At 61.7% G+C, this 15,271-nt stretch carries 17 protein-coding genes; 10 read left to right on the top strand and 7 right to left on the bottom strand.

Annotated elements, in window-relative coordinates; genetic code table 11:
• Window positions 1-20: 20 nt before the first annotated feature.
• The 5 genes from SIC17_RS03020 (at window position 21) to SIC17_RS03000 (ending at window position 5,099) form a co-directional block, all read left to right on the top strand.
• A complete protein-coding gene (locus SIC17_RS03020) occupies window positions 21-2,891 on the top strand; it encodes a bifunctional [glutamine synthetase] adenylyltransferase/[glutamine synthetase]-adenylyl-L-tyrosine phosphorylase (RefSeq protein WP_412546358.1) in 2,871 nt (956 codons plus the stop codon).
• Window positions 2,892-2,964: 73 nt separating this feature from the next.
• Complete coding sequence (locus tag SIC17_RS03015; RefSeq protein ID WP_412546357.1) at window positions 2,965-3,480, top strand: hypothetical protein; 516 nt, start codon at window positions 2,965-2,967, stop codon at window positions 3,478-3,480.
• Window positions 3,449-4,162 carry an RNA polymerase sigma factor gene (locus SIC17_RS03010; protein WP_412546356.1) on the top strand — a complete coding sequence of 238 codons (714 nt, stop codon included), beginning with the start codon at window positions 3,449-3,451 and terminating at the stop codon, window positions 4,160-4,162. The genes SIC17_RS03015 and SIC17_RS03010 overlap by 32 nt, the downstream gene beginning before the upstream one ends.
• Window positions 4,159-4,560, top strand: coding sequence for an anti-sigma factor family protein (locus tag SIC17_RS03005; protein WP_412546355.1), 402 nt, complete (start codon window positions 4,159-4,161; stop codon window positions 4,558-4,560). Before SIC17_RS03010 ends, SIC17_RS03005 begins: the two co-directional genes overlap by 4 nt.
• Entirely contained in the window at window positions 4,557-5,099 is a 543-nt protein-coding gene (locus tag SIC17_RS03000) for a periplasmic heavy metal sensor (RefSeq protein WP_412546354.1), read from the top strand. The genes SIC17_RS03005 and SIC17_RS03000 overlap by 4 nt, the downstream gene beginning before the upstream one ends.
• Before the next feature lie 7 nt (window positions 5,100-5,106).
• On the opposite strand, the gene SIC17_RS02995 is transcribed toward SIC17_RS03000, so the two are convergent.
• The 4 genes from SIC17_RS02995 to SIC17_RS02980 form a co-directional block, all read right to left on the bottom strand.
• Window positions 5,107-7,725, bottom strand: a complete 2,619-nt coding sequence (locus tag SIC17_RS02995; protein WP_291893547.1) for an ATP-binding protein — start codon at window positions 7,723-7,725, stop codon at window positions 5,107-5,109.
• 77 nt (window positions 7,726-7,802) lie between these two features.
• Complete coding sequence (locus SIC17_RS02990) at window positions 7,803-8,372, bottom strand: response regulator (RefSeq protein WP_291893545.1); 570 nt, start codon at window positions 8,370-8,372, stop codon at window positions 7,803-7,805.
• Window positions 8,373-8,390: 18 nt separating this feature from the next.
• Window positions 8,391-9,956 carry an EAL domain-containing protein gene (locus SIC17_RS02985; protein WP_412546353.1) on the bottom strand — a complete coding sequence of 522 codons (1,566 nt, stop codon included), beginning with the start codon at window positions 9,954-9,956 and terminating at the stop codon, window positions 8,391-8,393.
• A gap of 77 nt (window positions 9,957-10,033) precedes the next feature.
• Entirely contained in the window at window positions 10,034-10,585 is a 552-nt protein-coding gene (locus SIC17_RS02980) for a hypothetical protein (RefSeq protein ID WP_291893539.1), read from the bottom strand.
• A gap of 128 nt (window positions 10,586-10,713) precedes the next feature.
• Here SIC17_RS02980 and dusA point away from each other — a divergent pair, with 128 nt between their 5' ends.
• Together dusA and SIC17_RS02970 are read left to right on the top strand one after the other, a co-directional pair.
• A complete protein-coding gene (dusA, locus tag SIC17_RS02975; protein ID WP_412546352.1) occupies window positions 10,714-11,709 on the top strand; it encodes a tRNA dihydrouridine(20/20a) synthase DusA in 996 nt (331 codons plus the stop codon).
• Entirely contained in the window at window positions 11,709-12,524 is an 816-nt protein-coding gene (locus SIC17_RS02970; protein WP_291893534.1) for a sulfite exporter TauE/SafE family protein, read from the top strand. The genes dusA and SIC17_RS02970 overlap by 1 nt, the downstream gene beginning before the upstream one ends.
• Here SIC17_RS02970 and SIC17_RS02965 read toward each other — a convergent pair.
• From SIC17_RS02965 to SIC17_RS02955, 3 genes are read right to left on the bottom strand one after another with little or no spacing between them, the layout of a single operon-like run.
• On the bottom strand, window positions 12,521-13,219 hold the full coding sequence (locus tag SIC17_RS02965) for a TIGR02281 family clan AA aspartic protease (protein ID WP_412546351.1): 699 nt from the start codon (window positions 13,217-13,219) through the stop codon (window positions 12,521-12,523). The two genes, SIC17_RS02970 and SIC17_RS02965, sit on opposite strands and share 4 nt — an antisense overlap.
• 20 nt (window positions 13,220-13,239) lie before the next feature.
• Window positions 13,240-13,437, bottom strand: coding sequence for a DUF1289 domain-containing protein (locus SIC17_RS02960; protein WP_291893531.1), 198 nt, complete (start codon window positions 13,435-13,437; stop codon window positions 13,240-13,242).
• 42 nt (window positions 13,438-13,479) lie between these two features.
• A complete protein-coding gene (locus SIC17_RS02955; protein ID WP_412546350.1) occupies window positions 13,480-14,202 on the bottom strand; it encodes an acyltransferase in 723 nt (240 codons plus the stop codon).
• 59 nt (window positions 14,203-14,261) lie between these two features.
• Between SIC17_RS02955 and SIC17_RS02950 the strand changes: the two genes are divergently transcribed.
• Genes SIC17_RS02950 through SIC17_RS02940 form a run of 3 tightly spaced genes read left to right on the top strand, consistent with a single transcriptional unit; the run spans window position 14,262 to window position 15,266 of the window.
• Entirely contained in the window at window positions 14,262-14,516 is a 255-nt protein-coding gene (locus SIC17_RS02950) for a type II toxin-antitoxin system ParD family antitoxin (protein WP_291893527.1), read from the top strand.
• Complete coding sequence (locus SIC17_RS02945; RefSeq protein WP_412546349.1) at window positions 14,513-14,833, top strand: type II toxin-antitoxin system RelE/ParE family toxin; 321 nt, start codon at window positions 14,513-14,515, stop codon at window positions 14,831-14,833. The genes SIC17_RS02950 and SIC17_RS02945 overlap by 4 nt, the downstream gene beginning before the upstream one ends.
• Before the next feature lies 1 nt (window position 14,834).
• Entirely contained in the window at window positions 14,835-15,266 is a 432-nt protein-coding gene (locus SIC17_RS02940) for a PaaI family thioesterase (protein WP_291893522.1), read from the top strand.
• The last annotated feature ends 5 nt before the right edge of the window (window positions 15,267-15,271 follow it).

Here is a 15,271-nt window from a genome sequence, read left to right as displayed (position 1 = left end):
GAAGGGTTCAGTTTGGCGTCATGACGACGCCAGCTGATCTCCTCTCCCAATGCCACCCCCTGCCGACACCGGACCTGGAGCAGGGACGCTATTGCCTGGGTGAGCTTGAGCGTGAACTCCAGGCCGAGCTGGCGCCGCACGACGCGTTCCTGACCAGTGTTTTCAGCTGTGCGCCCCATCTCAGCCGGCTCGCCCAGCGATTCCCGGATGTACTGGCGCAAGCCGCCCGCCTGCCACTCTCCGACATTCTAGCCAATCAGCTCGCCGAACTCCCACGCATCGCGGCAGAAGCCAGCGACGTCGCTGAACTCGATCAGCGCCTGCGCCAGGCCAAGGCGGGCATGCACCTCGTGGTTGGACTGGCCGATCTCGGCGGGGCCGCAGATGTTGAGACGGTTACCGGTGCCGTCACCGATTTCGCCGACGCGGCTGTCCACACAGCCCTGCACGCTCATACGCGCCTTGCAGCCGAACAGGACCACTGCCTGCCGGTCAAGGACCCGGATAACCCGCTGCCTGGGCTGGTGATCCTGGCGCTGGGCAAGATGGGTACGCGCGAGCTCAACTATTCCTCCGATATTGACCTGGTTGTCTTCTACGATGGCGAACAGCTGGCGCTGCCGGCAAGCCAGGAACCGCGCAAACGTCTGCCGCGCCTGGTCCAGGCGATTGTCAAAAGTCTCAATGACATCACGGCCGATGGCTATGTCTTCCGCACCGATCTGCGTCTGCGACCGGACCCCGGGGCGACCCCGGTTGCCATCTCCACCGATGCAGCGCTGAACTATTACGAGACGATGGGCCAGACCTGGGAACGCGCGGCCTGGATCAAGGCGCGTCCATGTGCCGGTGACCGGCCAGCGGCAGAGACTTTCCTCAATTTCCTCCAGCCCTTCATCTGGCGACGCGCGCTGGATTATGCGGCCATTGACGATATCCGCAGCCTGGCAACGCAGATCCAGACCGTGGGGCGGCGTGCCGAGATCCAGCCTGCAGGACATGATCTCAAGCTCGGCCGGGGCGGTATCCGGGAAATCGAGTTCTTTGCACAAATTCACCAGCTGGTCTTTGGCGGGCGCAACAAGGCGGTCCGGGTGCCCGGCACGCTGGCGGCGCTGGACCGGCTGGCGGACGAGCTGGCGATCGAATCCGGGACCGCTGTGGCGCTAAGCCAGGACTATCGTTTGCTGCGGAGCTGGGAACACCGAATCCAGATGCGCCAGGACGAGCCGACCCAGCTCCTGCCCATCCGCGATGAAGACCGGCTGCAGGTGGCCCATATGGCCGGGTTTGGCGAGCTGGCGGAATTCGACCGGGCCGTCGAGGCTGTCCTGCGCCGCGTGCATGGCTATTTCTCCGACCAGTTCGAAGCGGATATTCCGCTGTCATCCCGCGCCGGCAGCCTGGTTCTGACCGGTGTCGAGCCGGAGCCCGATACGTTGGCCACGCTGACGGAGCTGGGTTTCAAACGCCCCGAACTGACCTGGCGACAGCTCAATGCCTGGGGCGCAGGCCGGGCCAGGGCCGTGCGCTCGACACGGGCGCGTTCCCTGTTTGCCAAGCTGGCACCAAAGCTTGTCGACATGATCGCCGAGACCGGTGAGGCCGATGATGCGTTCGCGCGCTTTGCGTCCTTCTTCGAGAACCTGCCGATGGGGGTGCAGCCGCTCTCGCTGTTGATGAACGAGCACGAGCTGGCCGGTGATCTCATCGGTATCATCACCATGGCGCCGAAAATGGCGACGGATCTGGCGCGACGGCCCAACCTTCTCGACACCATGCTGGATCAGCGTTTCTCCATCCCGCTGGATCAGGACCCACCCGGTGCGGCGCTGGACATGTTGCGCCGGGAGATCACGCTGGACACGCCTTACGAGGTGGCGCTGAACACGTCGCGACGTGTCCTTCGCGAACAGAAGTTTCGCATCGGCAGCCAGATCCTGCGCGGCAGTATCGAGGGCCAGACGGCCGGAGCGGCCTATTCCGACCTCGCGGAAGCGGCCATCGAGGTGCTTGCGGACGCAGCCCGGATCGAGACCGAACGCAAATACGGCGAGATGCCGGGGCGGTTTGCCGTGCTGGGCATGGGCAAGCTGGGCGGGCGGGAGCTGGCGGCCGACAGCGACCTCGACATCACGCTCATCTATGACGGCGACGAGATGACTCAGACCTGGTTCTCGCGGTTTACCCAGCGTCTGGTCAGCGCGCTCTCGGTGCCGACCGAAGAGGGCGAACTCTACGAGATCGACATGCAACTGCGTCCTTCGGGCAAGTCCGGGCCCGTGGCCGTGCAGTTCTCGCGGTTCGACCCGTATTACACCCGTGAAGCCTGGACCTGGGAGTTGATGGCGCTGACACGGGCCCGCACCGTGGCCGGTGATGCGGGCCTTTGCACGCGGATTGACGAGACCATCGAGGGCATCCTACTGCGTGAGCGCGATGTCGAGACCGTGCTGAACGATGCTGCGGACATGCGCGTACGCCTGCAGGAGGCCAAGCCGGCGCAATCGGTCTGGGACGTCAAGGCACGGGCCGGTGGCATCCAGGACATCGAGTTCATCGCCCAGACCCTGCAGCTGGCGCATGCGCGACAGCTGGGCGGCGTGCGCCAGTCCACGACGGCCGCAATCGCGGCGCTGGGGCATGCCGGCATACTGGCCGTTGATGATGCGCGTTTCCTGATCGAGACGCTGACACGACAACTGGGCATGTTGCAGGTCCTGCGCACGACCCACGGCAGCGGTTTCACCCCGGAACGGGCCAGTCGTGCTTGCCAGGCGGGCCTTGCTCGTACTGCAGGCCACCAGACTTTGGCCGAGCTGGAGGAGGATCTGGCCGAGAGGTGTGGGCATGTGCGGACGCTGTTCAACCGACATGTGCGAGAAATCTGATATCAAGCGACGGAATTCCGGCGACCCTGCGTTGAACTGACATGCGAGGTCAAACTGACAAGGAAGAAAGTCAATGAAACGCTCGAAAATGGTCATTTTGCTGTGTAGTTCCGCGGTGATGATCTCCGGTGCCATCGCCGAGGCCCAGCGCGGCCCGCGTGGCGGCCAAGGTCAGGACGGTATGCGCGGTGGCGGTCCTGCCCGCACGATCATGTTGCTGCGTGCATCCGATGCCAATGGCGACAACACCATCACCCGCGAGGAAGTCGCGGAATTGCAGTCGGAGATGTTCGACTGGATGGACCGCAATGCCGACGGTTATCTCGATGATTCCGACATGTCCCCGATGAACCGGCGCCTGCGTGAAATGCGCGAGCGTGAAGGTTCTGAGGGCCGCGAACGTCCGCGTCGTCGCGGTCGCCGGGCCGATACAAATGAAGACGGGCGGGTCTCCCGCGAGGAGTTCATGAACGTCGAGCATCGCTGGTTTGAACGTCTGGATTCGGACGAGAATGGCTCGATCACGCCGGAAGAGCTGGACGCAGCCGCGGAACGTCGTGAAAATCGTCGTTTCTGGTGGCGTGACTGATACGTCTTTGATGTTGGACGGGCGCGGAAGGGTAACAGCAGACATGAGCCTCAAGGGCCGTTCGGCCTTCCGCGTTATCACGTCAGATCGTCCTGTGGCCGACGAGGAGCTCATCGAGCGCGTCGGCCGCGGAGACCGTGATGCTGCGCGGGTGTTGATGGATCGCATGCTGCCCAAGATCCTCGGCCTGGCCCAGCGCATGCTGAGTGATCCCCTGGAAGCCGAGGACGTGGCCCAGGAAACGTTTATCCGGGTCTGGAAGGCAGCGGGCCGCTTCGAGAAGGGGCGGGCACAGGTGTCGACCTGGATCAGCAGGATTGCCATCAATCTGTGTTACGACCGGCTGCGCAAGCGCCGCGAAGTGCTGACTGATGAAGTGCCTGAACGGGCCGACCAGGGTATCAGCCAGGAAACAGCCATGGTACGCGATGAAAGCGCGAACCGGGTGCTGGACGCCGTGAACAGGCTTCCAGAGCGTCAGAGAATGGCCATGGAGCTCGTTCACTTTCAGGAATTGAGTAATATCAGGGCGGCAGAGATCATGTCTGTAAGTGTGGAAGCACTCGAATCCCTGCTGGCCCGTGGACGGCGCAAGTTGAAAGCACTGTTGATGGAAGACGCCGGAGACCTCATCAGCTCCTACGAGGGCGAGGCTCAGGCACATGAGGAGTTGGACCGATGACCCAGGACAGGGTGCTTGAAATCCTCCACGCCTATGGCGCCAATCCGGCACGCTGGCCGGACGCGGAGCGCGAGGCTGTCGAGGCTTTCCTAGACCTGCATCCCGAATTGCTGGCCGAGGTGGATATCGAAGCCGAGCTGGATGCTTTGCTGGCCATGCCTGATCCCGAACCGAGCGAATTGTTGCAGCACCGCATCCTGCGCGCAGTGCCGGAGCCGGTCGCGCAATGGGGATGGCGGGCGCCGATCGCAGCGGGCATCGCCCTGGTGGTCGGTGTGAGCATCGGCTTTGCGGGCGGTTATGTTGCTCCGGCTGAACAGGATGTCGAAGCCATCTATGCTGACGCCTATGACAGTCTCGGCGAAGACTGGGTCGACTGGCTGGGAGAGGATACGTGAGGTCTGCCACACCCTGGATCATTGCGCTCCTGGTCTCTGTCCTGGCCAATGGCGCACTGATCGGATTTGTTCTCCAGCGAGAAGTCGCACCGGACGTGCCGACCGAGCGAGAAGCGCGGTTGCAATTGCGCGGTGTGGGCGGGCCGGGAAGTTTCGATCTGCGCGGTTTCATCGAAGCCCTGCCGGAAGAACAGCGGGCCTCCCTGCGTGAACGCATGGAAACCGAGATGGGTGACATGCGCGCGCTGATGCGCGAGGCGCGTGAGGCTCGTATCGATGCCGCTGAAGTCCTGCTCGAGGAACCGTTTGACGCTGCCGCTGTTCAGGCGGCGCTGGAACGTCGCCGTGAGACACGGGCAGCCATTGAGGCTCATATCGAACGTGCGATTGTCGAAATAGCCTCCGAGCTCGATCCCGATGTTCGAGAAGAGGTGCTACGCTCGGCTCGTCGGGGCCCGCCCCAAAGCGAACGCCGGGGGCCGCCACGTTTTGATCGCCGCGGACCACCTCCGGAGCGTCGTCGCGGCGACAGGGATTAGATCCTGATTATTCGGCCGCCCGGGGCGGTTCACCATCGACGAACTCGATGTCTTCGCCCAGGAAACCCTCATCATCCAGATCTCCTGCCAATGCGGCCTCCGGGTCGATGAGTTGAGCTTGGGTGATCGGCAGGACAAAGCTGACCGTGGTGCCTTCACCCAGCTTGGAATCAATCGCCAGCGAGCCGCCGTGCAGATCGATGAGCGATTTGGACAGGGCGAGGCCCAGGCCGGAACCCTGATAACTCTTGGCGTGCTGGCTCTCGATCTGTTCGAACGGACGTCCCAGACGCGGCAGGTCTTCCTGGGCGATGCCGATACCGGTATCGGAGACCTGGAAGGCTACGCCCGGCCCGGACAGGAAGCCGCGAATGGTCACCCGGCCGCCTTCCGGGGTGAATTTCACCGCGTTGGAGACCAGGTTGATCATCACCTGTTTGAAGGCGCGCGGGTCCAGTTCGATCTCAGGCAAATCGGTGACATCAGCGTGCAGCTGAAGCTGTTTCTCCTCCGCACGGCCGCGCACGATGCGCAGGCATTGCTCGACCAGCTCGGCGGCATCGGTCGGCTCGGTCTGAAGGGTCATCTTGCCGGCTTCGATCTTGGACATGTCGAGAATGTCGTTGATCAGTTCAAGCAGATGCTGGCCACTGTCAAGGATATCCTTGGTGTATCCCTTGTAACGCTCGTCCCCGAGCGGGCCGAACATCTCGCGCAACATGATTTCCGAGAAGCCGTTGATGGCGTTGAGCGGCGTGCGTAGCTCGTGGCTCATATTGGCCAGGAACTCGCTCTTGGAGCGGTTGGCTTCCTCGGCGCGGATCTTCTCGACCTCGTATTTCTTGGCGAGATCGGAGATATGCGTCCGGCTGGTTTCCAGGTCATCAACTGAGCGGCGCAGCTGGGACTCGTTCTCCGTCAGTGCCGCTTCGTGGCGCTTCAGATCGGTAATGTCCGCGCCAAAACTGACCAGGCCGCCATCGGCGGTCGGGCGTTCCGAGTAATGCAGCCAGCGGCCATCGGCCAGTTCGATCTCGTAGGCATCCACGCCATCTGTTTCGCCATGCACAGTCTTGATCGCCCGCGCCGCAGTCTTTTCGACCATGGCATAGGACAGCCCCGGCTTGAGATGACCGTCTCCGAGGTCAAAGAAGTCGCGGAACTTGCGGTTCCACAGGACGAGGCGGCGGCGGGAATCCCACAGCACAAAGCTCTCCGACATGGATTCCAGCGCTGCGCGCAAACGGCTCTCCGCAGCAGCAACCCGCGCCTGGGCGCCCTTGCGCTCGGTAACGTCGATGGCCACACCGACGATGCGCGCCTCGCCGTCCGGAGCGGCAGAGAGCAGGCGACCGCGGATCTGCAGATAAACCGGAGCGACCGAGGCCAGAACTTCCAGATCAACTTCCGTGCCCTTGGGTGCGGACCGCATGGCCGCGCGCAGGCGGTCACGGTCCGGGCGGCTGAACAGGCGCAGGAAGTCCTGGCCTGAGCACTCGATTGCAGCTTTAAGTCCGAGCATGCGCGCCAAGCTATCGGTGACATAGACCGTGTCCGCGTCCGGGTTCCAGTCCCAGACACCACAGCGCGCGCCCTCGATGGCGAAACGGAAACGCTGTTCGCTGTCCGCCAGCTGGGCACGGGTGGAGCGCAAGCGGCCCATTTGCATGAAGACCAGGGCGACAAGGCCCAGTGCAACGATGATCGGCGCAACAAACATCAGCCCGTAAAAGGAGATGGTTCGCATCCAGGCGCTTTGATTGATACGGGTGGCGCTCAGCGCATAGACCTGGAAAGGCGTGCCCCCGACCGGAGCCACGGCAAAGGTCACATCCTCGCCGCCAAAACTCGCATCCGATGTTGCGCCGCCACCGCCACCGGCCAGATCGGCGACATAACCGCGGGTAAGTCCGAAACGCTCAGCCAGCGGCGTGCCGGCCGAGACGCCGTTCATCACCGGACGAAGCGCCAGCATCTCGCCGTCATTATTGGCGAGGGCGACCACCCTGTTGGTGCCCCAGTCGGGCAAGGCGTTGATGGCCGGGATGCGTGCTGTCAGTGCACCGACGGTACCGTCTGCCAGGGCAACCGGCTGGGTCAGGGCAAAAACGGCGAGCCCGTCATCAGACAGGCTGGAGACGACCGCTTCCTCCGAGTTGAGCGCCAGGCCGGTCAGTTCGCGCATGGCGTTTGGTGTGACCGTCTCGCCCGCCACAAAGGTGCGGCCATCGGGCAGAAGCAGGCCGATCCCGTCGAGCAGTTCGGACTGCATCAGGGCCGTCAGCCGGGTTTGTGCGACACGTTCGATATCGGTGTCAGGCAGGGCGCCAAAATCACTAGAGGCAACGGCCAACGCATAACGGACCTCGCTCAGCCGGGCGGAGACACGTTCGGCCAGGTAACCAGCCGCATTGGCTTGCGAACGCTCGGCCTCGGAGACCAGCGAGGCACGCTCCTGCTGAATCTTGACGGCAAAGATGCCGCCATATCCAATAGTGAAAATCGCAATGGCCAGGACGATCCAGCCGACGCCTGAGCCGCGCGCACGATTCTTGTCCGGTGAAAGCTCACCGGCACTGGCGCGGGACCTGCCCGCCTCACGCGTATGCGACGCATTCTGTGCCATTCTCGTCAAACTAAGGTGCGTCGCGCGTCGATGTCGACAGGCACGTGCGCACTATCCACGGCTAAGCCGTGCCGCGATCAAGCCGCGGAGGTTGCGTCATCGCCCGAGGGCGAGACATCCATACCGTCATCTTCGTCTCCACCGGCGACTTTTTTAAGGCCTTTGCGGCGTTCGGAACCCTTGTAGTTGGATTCCTCAGTCGGCAGGCGCCGGCGATCCGGGCCAAAATAGGTCTTGTTGCGGATGAAGGGACGCGGTTCGTTGATGACTGCAGCGATTTTCGCAAACATTTCCTTGGCGGTGATCGGCTTGCAGCAGAATTCGGTAACACCGGCATCACGCGCGCCTTCGACCCGGGATTTTTCCGAGTAGGCGCTGAGCATGATGATGGGAATCAGCGGATTGGGGCTGTCATCGGCGGTGCGAACCAGACGCACGAAATCCAGACCGTCCAGGATTTCCATCTGATAGTCGGTGATAATGATGTCGACACTGTCGGAGCGCACCATATCGAACGCGTCTGCCGGGTCCTTGGATTCGAGAATCTGCTTGATCCCAAAGCCATGCAGGATCGTCCGAAGAATGGTCAGCATGTAGCCATTGTCATCGACAATCAGCACTTTCACGCGGCTCATATCGACGGCCATAACACTCTGCCTCTTCTTCTACGCCGCCTTTGTGGCGCGATTCCTTGGGTCTGTGAGCGTTTTTAGCGGGATAGGCTTACCGAAATAGTAACCCTGTCCATAAGTGATGCCGAAGGACTTCATGCGCTTGGCCATGCTCTCGTTCTCGATCATCTCGGCAACGGTCTCGGTGCCCAGCTGCTGGCACAGGTCCACCATGCCCTTGAGAATGGTCGCGTCGCGTTCGGTACGGCCCGCGCGTTTCACGTAGGAGCCGTCAATCTTGACAATGTCGGCGGGGAAATCGCGCAGGTAATGGAAACCTGCTGCGCCGGCGCCGAAATCATCCAGGCAGACATGGTGGCCACGCTCGCGGATCTTCTGGATGACGGCGTTGGCCGCCTTGATATTCTTGATCGTCGCGGTCTCGGTGAGTTCGAAGCTCAGGCGTTTCCGGTCGATCTTGATATCCGCCAGCATTTTCAGGAAGCGCTTGGACCAGGTCGTGTTGGCGATGGACTTGCCCGACAGGTTCACGGCCAGGGACGGGCGGTCGAAATCATCGCGCAGGAAGGTCGCGGCTATCTCGGTCATGGCGAAGTCGATCTCGTAGATCAGACCTGTGCTCTCGGCGAAACCCACCGCCTCCTGGATCGGTTTGCCGCCGGGCAGGCGCAGGAGCAATTCGTAGTGATGGATCTCGCCGGTCTTCAGGTCGACGATGGGCTGGGCATGCGGCTCGATAACCCGTCCCGCGATCGTCGTGCGCAATTCCTTCATGCGCTGTGTCGTCGATTCCATCATCTCGGCCGCCGCATCCTTGAGGCTGCGAATATCCAGAGCCGCATCGGTATCGGCGGCCTGGTTCACGGCATGGATAAAGGCCTGGACGGCGATTTCCGGCTCGAGGTCCGGCGCATCCGGCACCGTGTCGATCTTGACCTTGCCGTCGCTGAGCTTGTTGTCGGCGAGAACGGCCTCGACCTCTTTCTTCAGTTCCGCCAGATCGGCAGACGTCTCATGGATCAGGGCGGTGCGGCTATTGTCGACATGTTTGGCCACGCCCAACTCGCCAACGGCCAGCCCGCAGGCGGCACTGATCGCGTCGTGGACCTGGGTGGCAGCGGCAGGGCCGATTTGGCGATCGATATCCTCGATGCCTTCAATGCGCATGACTGACATGGACAACGCCGTGCCGGCGCTGCGGGCCGAGGCGATAGCGTCGCCCGCTGATCGTTCGAACGCCTGCGGTTCAACTTCCTCCGGTGCCGTCAGGGCCTCAAAGGACACGGTCCAGCGGATCTTGTGATCATCGCCCAGCGTCCAGCCGCCCAGCTTGGCTTCACGACCATTCAGGGTGACCCGGACAGGGCCGACACGACGACCGGGGCGCACGCTTTTCAACAGGGCCATGATAATAGGGCGGGAGGTGCGGTCGAAACGGTCAGCCAGATGGCAGCTCGTGTCCTCGATGGGCGGCTCGCCAAGCGTGGCCGTCGCACCGGAGGCGTATTCCGTCGTTCCGCTGAGATCTGTTTCGATCAGCACATCGGCCGATGCAAACGCAAAGGAAAGGAACCTGTTGCGTTGTTCAATCAAAGACATGGCTTGCCCAATACCATTTTCCAAGCCTCAGTAGAGGACAGAAAGTGTTATTGTGGACTTAAGTTTCCGGAAATTCTTTATGCTGCTTTCGCAGCGTTGGTTCTCTGCGCTTTTGCTGGCGTTGAACTAATATTACGGATGACTTCACGGGTTTTCTTGACCAATTCTGCCCATTCGGCGGGAAGATCGGTTTCCTGCTCCGTCAGCTGCGACAGGTCTTCGGCGATGGCGAGAAGCTGGGGGGCGTGCACGATCAGTCGCGCCTGGGCTTCCACCTTGGTTGGGTCACGGTCATATTCCGCCGCAGGAACACGCCAACCACCCCAGTCCATGCTGTCCGTCACAATAACCGGAAACGTGCCCGGGTGCGGATGGCGCGCGCATTCCTCGTCGCTCTGCCACTTGTTCTTGGCGCGCAGCAGCCGCCAATGGCCCGTCTCGACGATTTCGGAATGTTCGGCCGAAAGCTCCTCCGCTGTGAAGTCACGGCCAAGCCCGCAGTCATAGAAGACCCGAACGGGTTCCTCGACATCCTTCACCCATTGCGGTTTTACGTGCTCGACAAGCGCCCAGGTCCCGACCGGCTGAACGAAAACGCGCTGGTGTTTGTGGAATATTGCTTTTGCCATGACATCCTCCCGAACCCACATCTGAGCAAAGAGAGTTTGAAATCCGCTGAACGGATTAGGACAAATTTGAACAGATTGATTGCAGGCCCCTATTTGGACTTCGCCGCCGGACAGGCTAAGTGGCGCATATGAGTGTTGTCGATAAAATTGATCGCCGCCTGAGCGTCGCCCCGATGATGGACTGGACCGACCGGCATTGCCGGGCGTTTCACCGGGTGCTGACACGCAATACCTTGCTGTACACTGAAATGGCCGTCGACATGGCGGTGATCCATGGCAATCGCGATTACCTGATAGGTTTCGACCCGACAGAGCAGCCTGTCGCGCTGCAACTGGGTGGATCGGACCCAGCCAATCTGGCCAAGGCCGCGAAAATCGCGGTGGCTTATGGCTATGTCGAGATCAATCTCAATGTTGGCTGTCCCTCGGACCGGGTCCAGGCGGGACGTTTCGGGGCCTGTCTGATGCAGGAGCCGGAGCTGGTGGCCGATTGTGTAAAGGCCATGCAGGACGTGGTCGATGTTCCGGTCACGGTCAAAAGCCGCATCGGAGTTGACGATCAGGATCCGGAAACCGCGCTGTTCGACTTTGTCGAGACTGTCGCGGCAGCCGGGGTTAAAAGCTTTACCGTGCATGCGCGCAAGGCGTGGCTGAAAGGGCTGAGCCCCAAGGAAAACCGCACCATTCCGCCGCTGGACTATGAGCTGGTCCGGCGTCTCAAGCGCGAGCGTCCGGAGCTGGAAGTCATCCTCAATGGCGGGCTTGAGGGGCTTGATCATGGTCTGGCCGAAAGCGCGGAGCTGGACGGGTTCATGCTTGGCCGAGCAGCCTATTACACCCCCTGGGTGCTGGCGGAGGCGGACAGCAAGGTGTTTGGCGCGACGGATCCGGTGAAGACCCGGATCGAGGCGATTGACGCCTATTTGCCCTATATCGAGCGGCGCATGTCCGAGGGTGTGCAGCTGCATTCCATCACCCGGCATATTCTCGGTCTTTTCCATGCCCAGCCGGGCGGTCGCAACTGGCGGCGTATCCTGTCGGAAAAGGGCGGGCGCCACGGTGCCAGTATTGATGTGATCGAAGAAGCCAAGGCGGCCGTCACCCCGCGCGACGAGGCGGCTTGATGGAAGAGTATTACGTGTTGATCCTGGCGCTGGCGGCGACCGGCGCCCTGGCCGGGCTGATTGCCGGCCTGTTTGGAATCGGCGGCGGTATCGTCATGGTCCCCGCCATGTATTACGTCTTTGGTGCGCTGGGATATGAAGGCGACCGGGTGATGCATGTTGCTGTCGGTACGTCGCTGGCTGTCATCATCGCCACCTCCCTGCGCAGTGTCAGTGCCCACGCCAAGAAGGGCGCGGTGGATTTCGCCGTGCTGAAACAATGGGTGCCATTCATCGTCATCGGTACGCTGATCGGCACGGTCGTGGCGGACTACATCCCAAGCCGTGGCCTGACCGGACTGTTTGGCGGGATGGCCCTCCTGTTGTCGTTACAGTTTTTCTTTGGTCGCCCCAGCTGGAAACTGGCCGAGGAGATGCCCGGAGGTCTGCCGCGCATTGTTCTGGGCAATACGATCGGTGTGCTCTCGGCCCTGATGGGCATCGGCGGCGGTGTCATGGGCGTGACCCTGATGACGCTGTGCGGGAAGACCATCCACCGCGCCGTGGCAACGGCTGCCGGTTTTGGCGTGGCGATCGGTATCCCCGGAGCTTTGGGCTTCATCATCAATGGATGGGGGGCGAATGAAGTCCCGTTCTCGCTGGGCTATGTGAACATGCCCGGTTTTGCCCTCCTCGCGGGATCCGCATTTTTCGTGGCACCGCTGGGGGCGAAACTCGCGCATTCCCTGCCGGAAAAGAACCTCAAGCGCTTCTTCGCACTGGGCCTGGCGATTGTCGGGGTGATGCTGGTGCGCGAGGCCGTGCTGGGCGGTTAGCGGCGCAGGGTCAGCCGGTCCCCGGATATTTCCACTGACGAGAATTCCGACAACACGCTCATGCCCAAAAGGGACCTCTCGCCATTGCGCATGACGACCGCGCGCACATATTCGAAACTGTGCCCGCGAATGATCAGTTCGGGGATCACCACGCCGGCGCCATAGGCGATGCCGTCTGCAGTCGACATTGGCAGGTCGAAGCTGAGCGCTTCAACGCGGATCCCCATACGGCGGGCATCTTCATAGCTGATCGCCACACCCGTCGCGCCTGTATCAACGAGGAAGTCCACCCGGGCCTGGCCCGCCCAGGCATCCAGATAATAATGGCCGTCACGCTGGCGCTGGAGGGTGATGGTGTCTTCGCGCTCATCCATGGCAGCGCGCTGGTCAGTGCGGGTCGGGGCCCACATGCGGTCGAGTTCCCATTCGCGAAACTCATTGTTGAAGAGGGCCATGCCTATGAAACCGGCGACAACTCCACTCCACAATACCTGATTGCGCCGCGGATAGCCGTGTGGTGAGTGTCCCGCAAACATCACCGCTGCGAACAGAACCGCCAGGATGGTCAGCGCGTAAATCATGCGCACCAGCGTGTTCATATCATCCCAGAGGGGCCAGCTGACCAGACGCAGGGCCAGAAGGGTGAGGGCCGTGCCCAGCAGGGGAAGGGCTGCGCGACTGATAAACCGATCCATCACTCGAAGCTCATCACTGTTTAACCAGCCGGGTTTTCGCGTGCGCCATAGGCATCGCGGCGGCGGGGTAGATCCTGCATGATGCCGTCACGTTCCGCATCGCTGTAGCGTGTCCACTTTCCCAGCTCTTCCATGGTGCGGAAACAGCCGACGCAGACGCCCTGTTTCGGGTCGACGAAACAGACTTTGACACAGGGTGTTTTGATGGGCGTGCTCATGCTCACTACATCTGACCTGTTCGCGCAATTGGCAAGGGCCAATCAGTCGCCGCGGCGGGGAAACAGCTTGGACCGCAGCCAGCCCCAGGTGGAATTGCCCTTCATCGCGTCGCGATAGGAATTTTCCATGAAGCGGTCCAGCGTCTCCAGCTCGCCGAGAAGGTCGGCGCGGGTTTTCATGGGTTTATCCGCGTCCAGGCGTTTGACCAGTTTGGCCGGATTGCCAGCCATGACGGCATAGGGTTCCACATCCTTGGTGATGACGGCGCGGGCGCCGATGACAGCGTGATCGCCGATGGTCACGCCCTTGCCAATGAAGGCACCGTCGCCGATCCAGACATTGTTGCCGATCTTCACGGGCTTGAATGGCGGGTTGGGATCGACACGGTCATAGAGCCCATGCCAGTCGCAATCGGTAATCGTTGCCTCGCGCGCGATGAGACAGCTGTCGCCGATCTCGACCCGGCCGGCTGCGAGAATACGCGTACCGCCCGCCATGAAGACATAATCCCCGATCTCGATCGTGCCGGCCTGGTCCTGCGGTGACCAGACGGTGAAACGGATCGGATCTGCGGCGCTGGCGGCGAGGTGCAGCTGGTGACCAGCATGAATGTTCGGCCCGAACACCTCGATATGCCACGGACGCACCAGCTTGGGTTTGCGGCCAAGCGTTTCGAAATGCGGCCGGGTGAAATGACCGGTCCACCAGTTCTCGAACTGCTCCCACAGTCGGTGCATCCAGTATGGGCGGTGATCGCGTCTCATGGTCCAGCCTTGGAGTGTGTAGCCAATAATGCTACATTGTCGGGGTCAGGGAGACAGTAATGTCGAGAAATCCAAGCATTTCAATGACCGAACATCAGCAGGCTTTTGTCGAGCGGATGATCAGCTCCGGTCGCTATCATGGCGTCTCCGAGGTCGTCCGGGCCGGACTTCGCCTGCTTGAGGCGCACGAGGAGCGACAGGTCGCAGCGCTGGGCGGCCTGCAGGACCTGGTCCAGCAGGCCTATGAGAGTGGCGAACCGGAGCCGCTGGAAAGTCTGGACGACATTATCGCCGAGGCTGAGCGCAAGGCATGAACCCCGGCTCGCGCGAAGCCGGGGTGCTCAAAGTGGTGCGACGCCCGGTTGTGCGTCGTGATCTGATATCCATCTATCGCCATATTGCTGCCGATTCACCTCGCGCTGCTCGCACGGTTCTGGAGGATATCGAGCGGAAAATTCAGGGCTTGGCGACGTTCCCGGATATGGGCAGGGTGGTCGCCCTGCCGAAACGGACGGTGCGCATCCAGCCGGCGGGTAACTATCTGATCGTCTACACGGCGAGGAGGGACAGTCTGGAATTGCTGCGCATTCTGCACGGAGCGCGCGACTGGATGTCTCTGTTGGAGGATTGAAGTGAGCCTGACAGTTGTGATGAATGCCGAGGAGGTTACCGCCTTTCTCGACCAGGCCTTCCAGCAGGATACGGCCGGGCGTGGGCGGTTTGTGGTCACCCAGATGCAGCCCGGCGAGACCGAGGTGCGCTTTGCCACCAATGAGCGTCATTTGCGTCCCGGGGGAACCGTGTCCGGTCCGACCATGTTCGCCATGGCAGATGTCTGCGCCTATGCGGTGGTGCTGGGGCATGTCGGTCCCAAGGCGCTGGCGGTGACGACCAATCTCAATATCAATTTCATGCGCAAGCCCGAGCCGGGTGTGCTGATCGGCCGGACGCGACTGCTCAAACTGGGCAAACGACTGGCGGTGACGGACTGTGAGATCTACACCGAGGGCTCAGACGACATGGTGGCTCACGCCACGGCGACCTATTCCATCCCCACCAGCTAGGAGCG

The sequence above is a fragment of the Maricaulis sp. MIT060901 genome, from assembly GCF_047123815.1.
Taxonomy (GTDB): Bacteria; Pseudomonadota; Alphaproteobacteria; order Caulobacterales; family Maricaulaceae; genus Maricaulis.
Note: the sequence above shows the minus strand (reverse complement) of the source record. Positions and strands in the feature narration are given on the sequence as shown.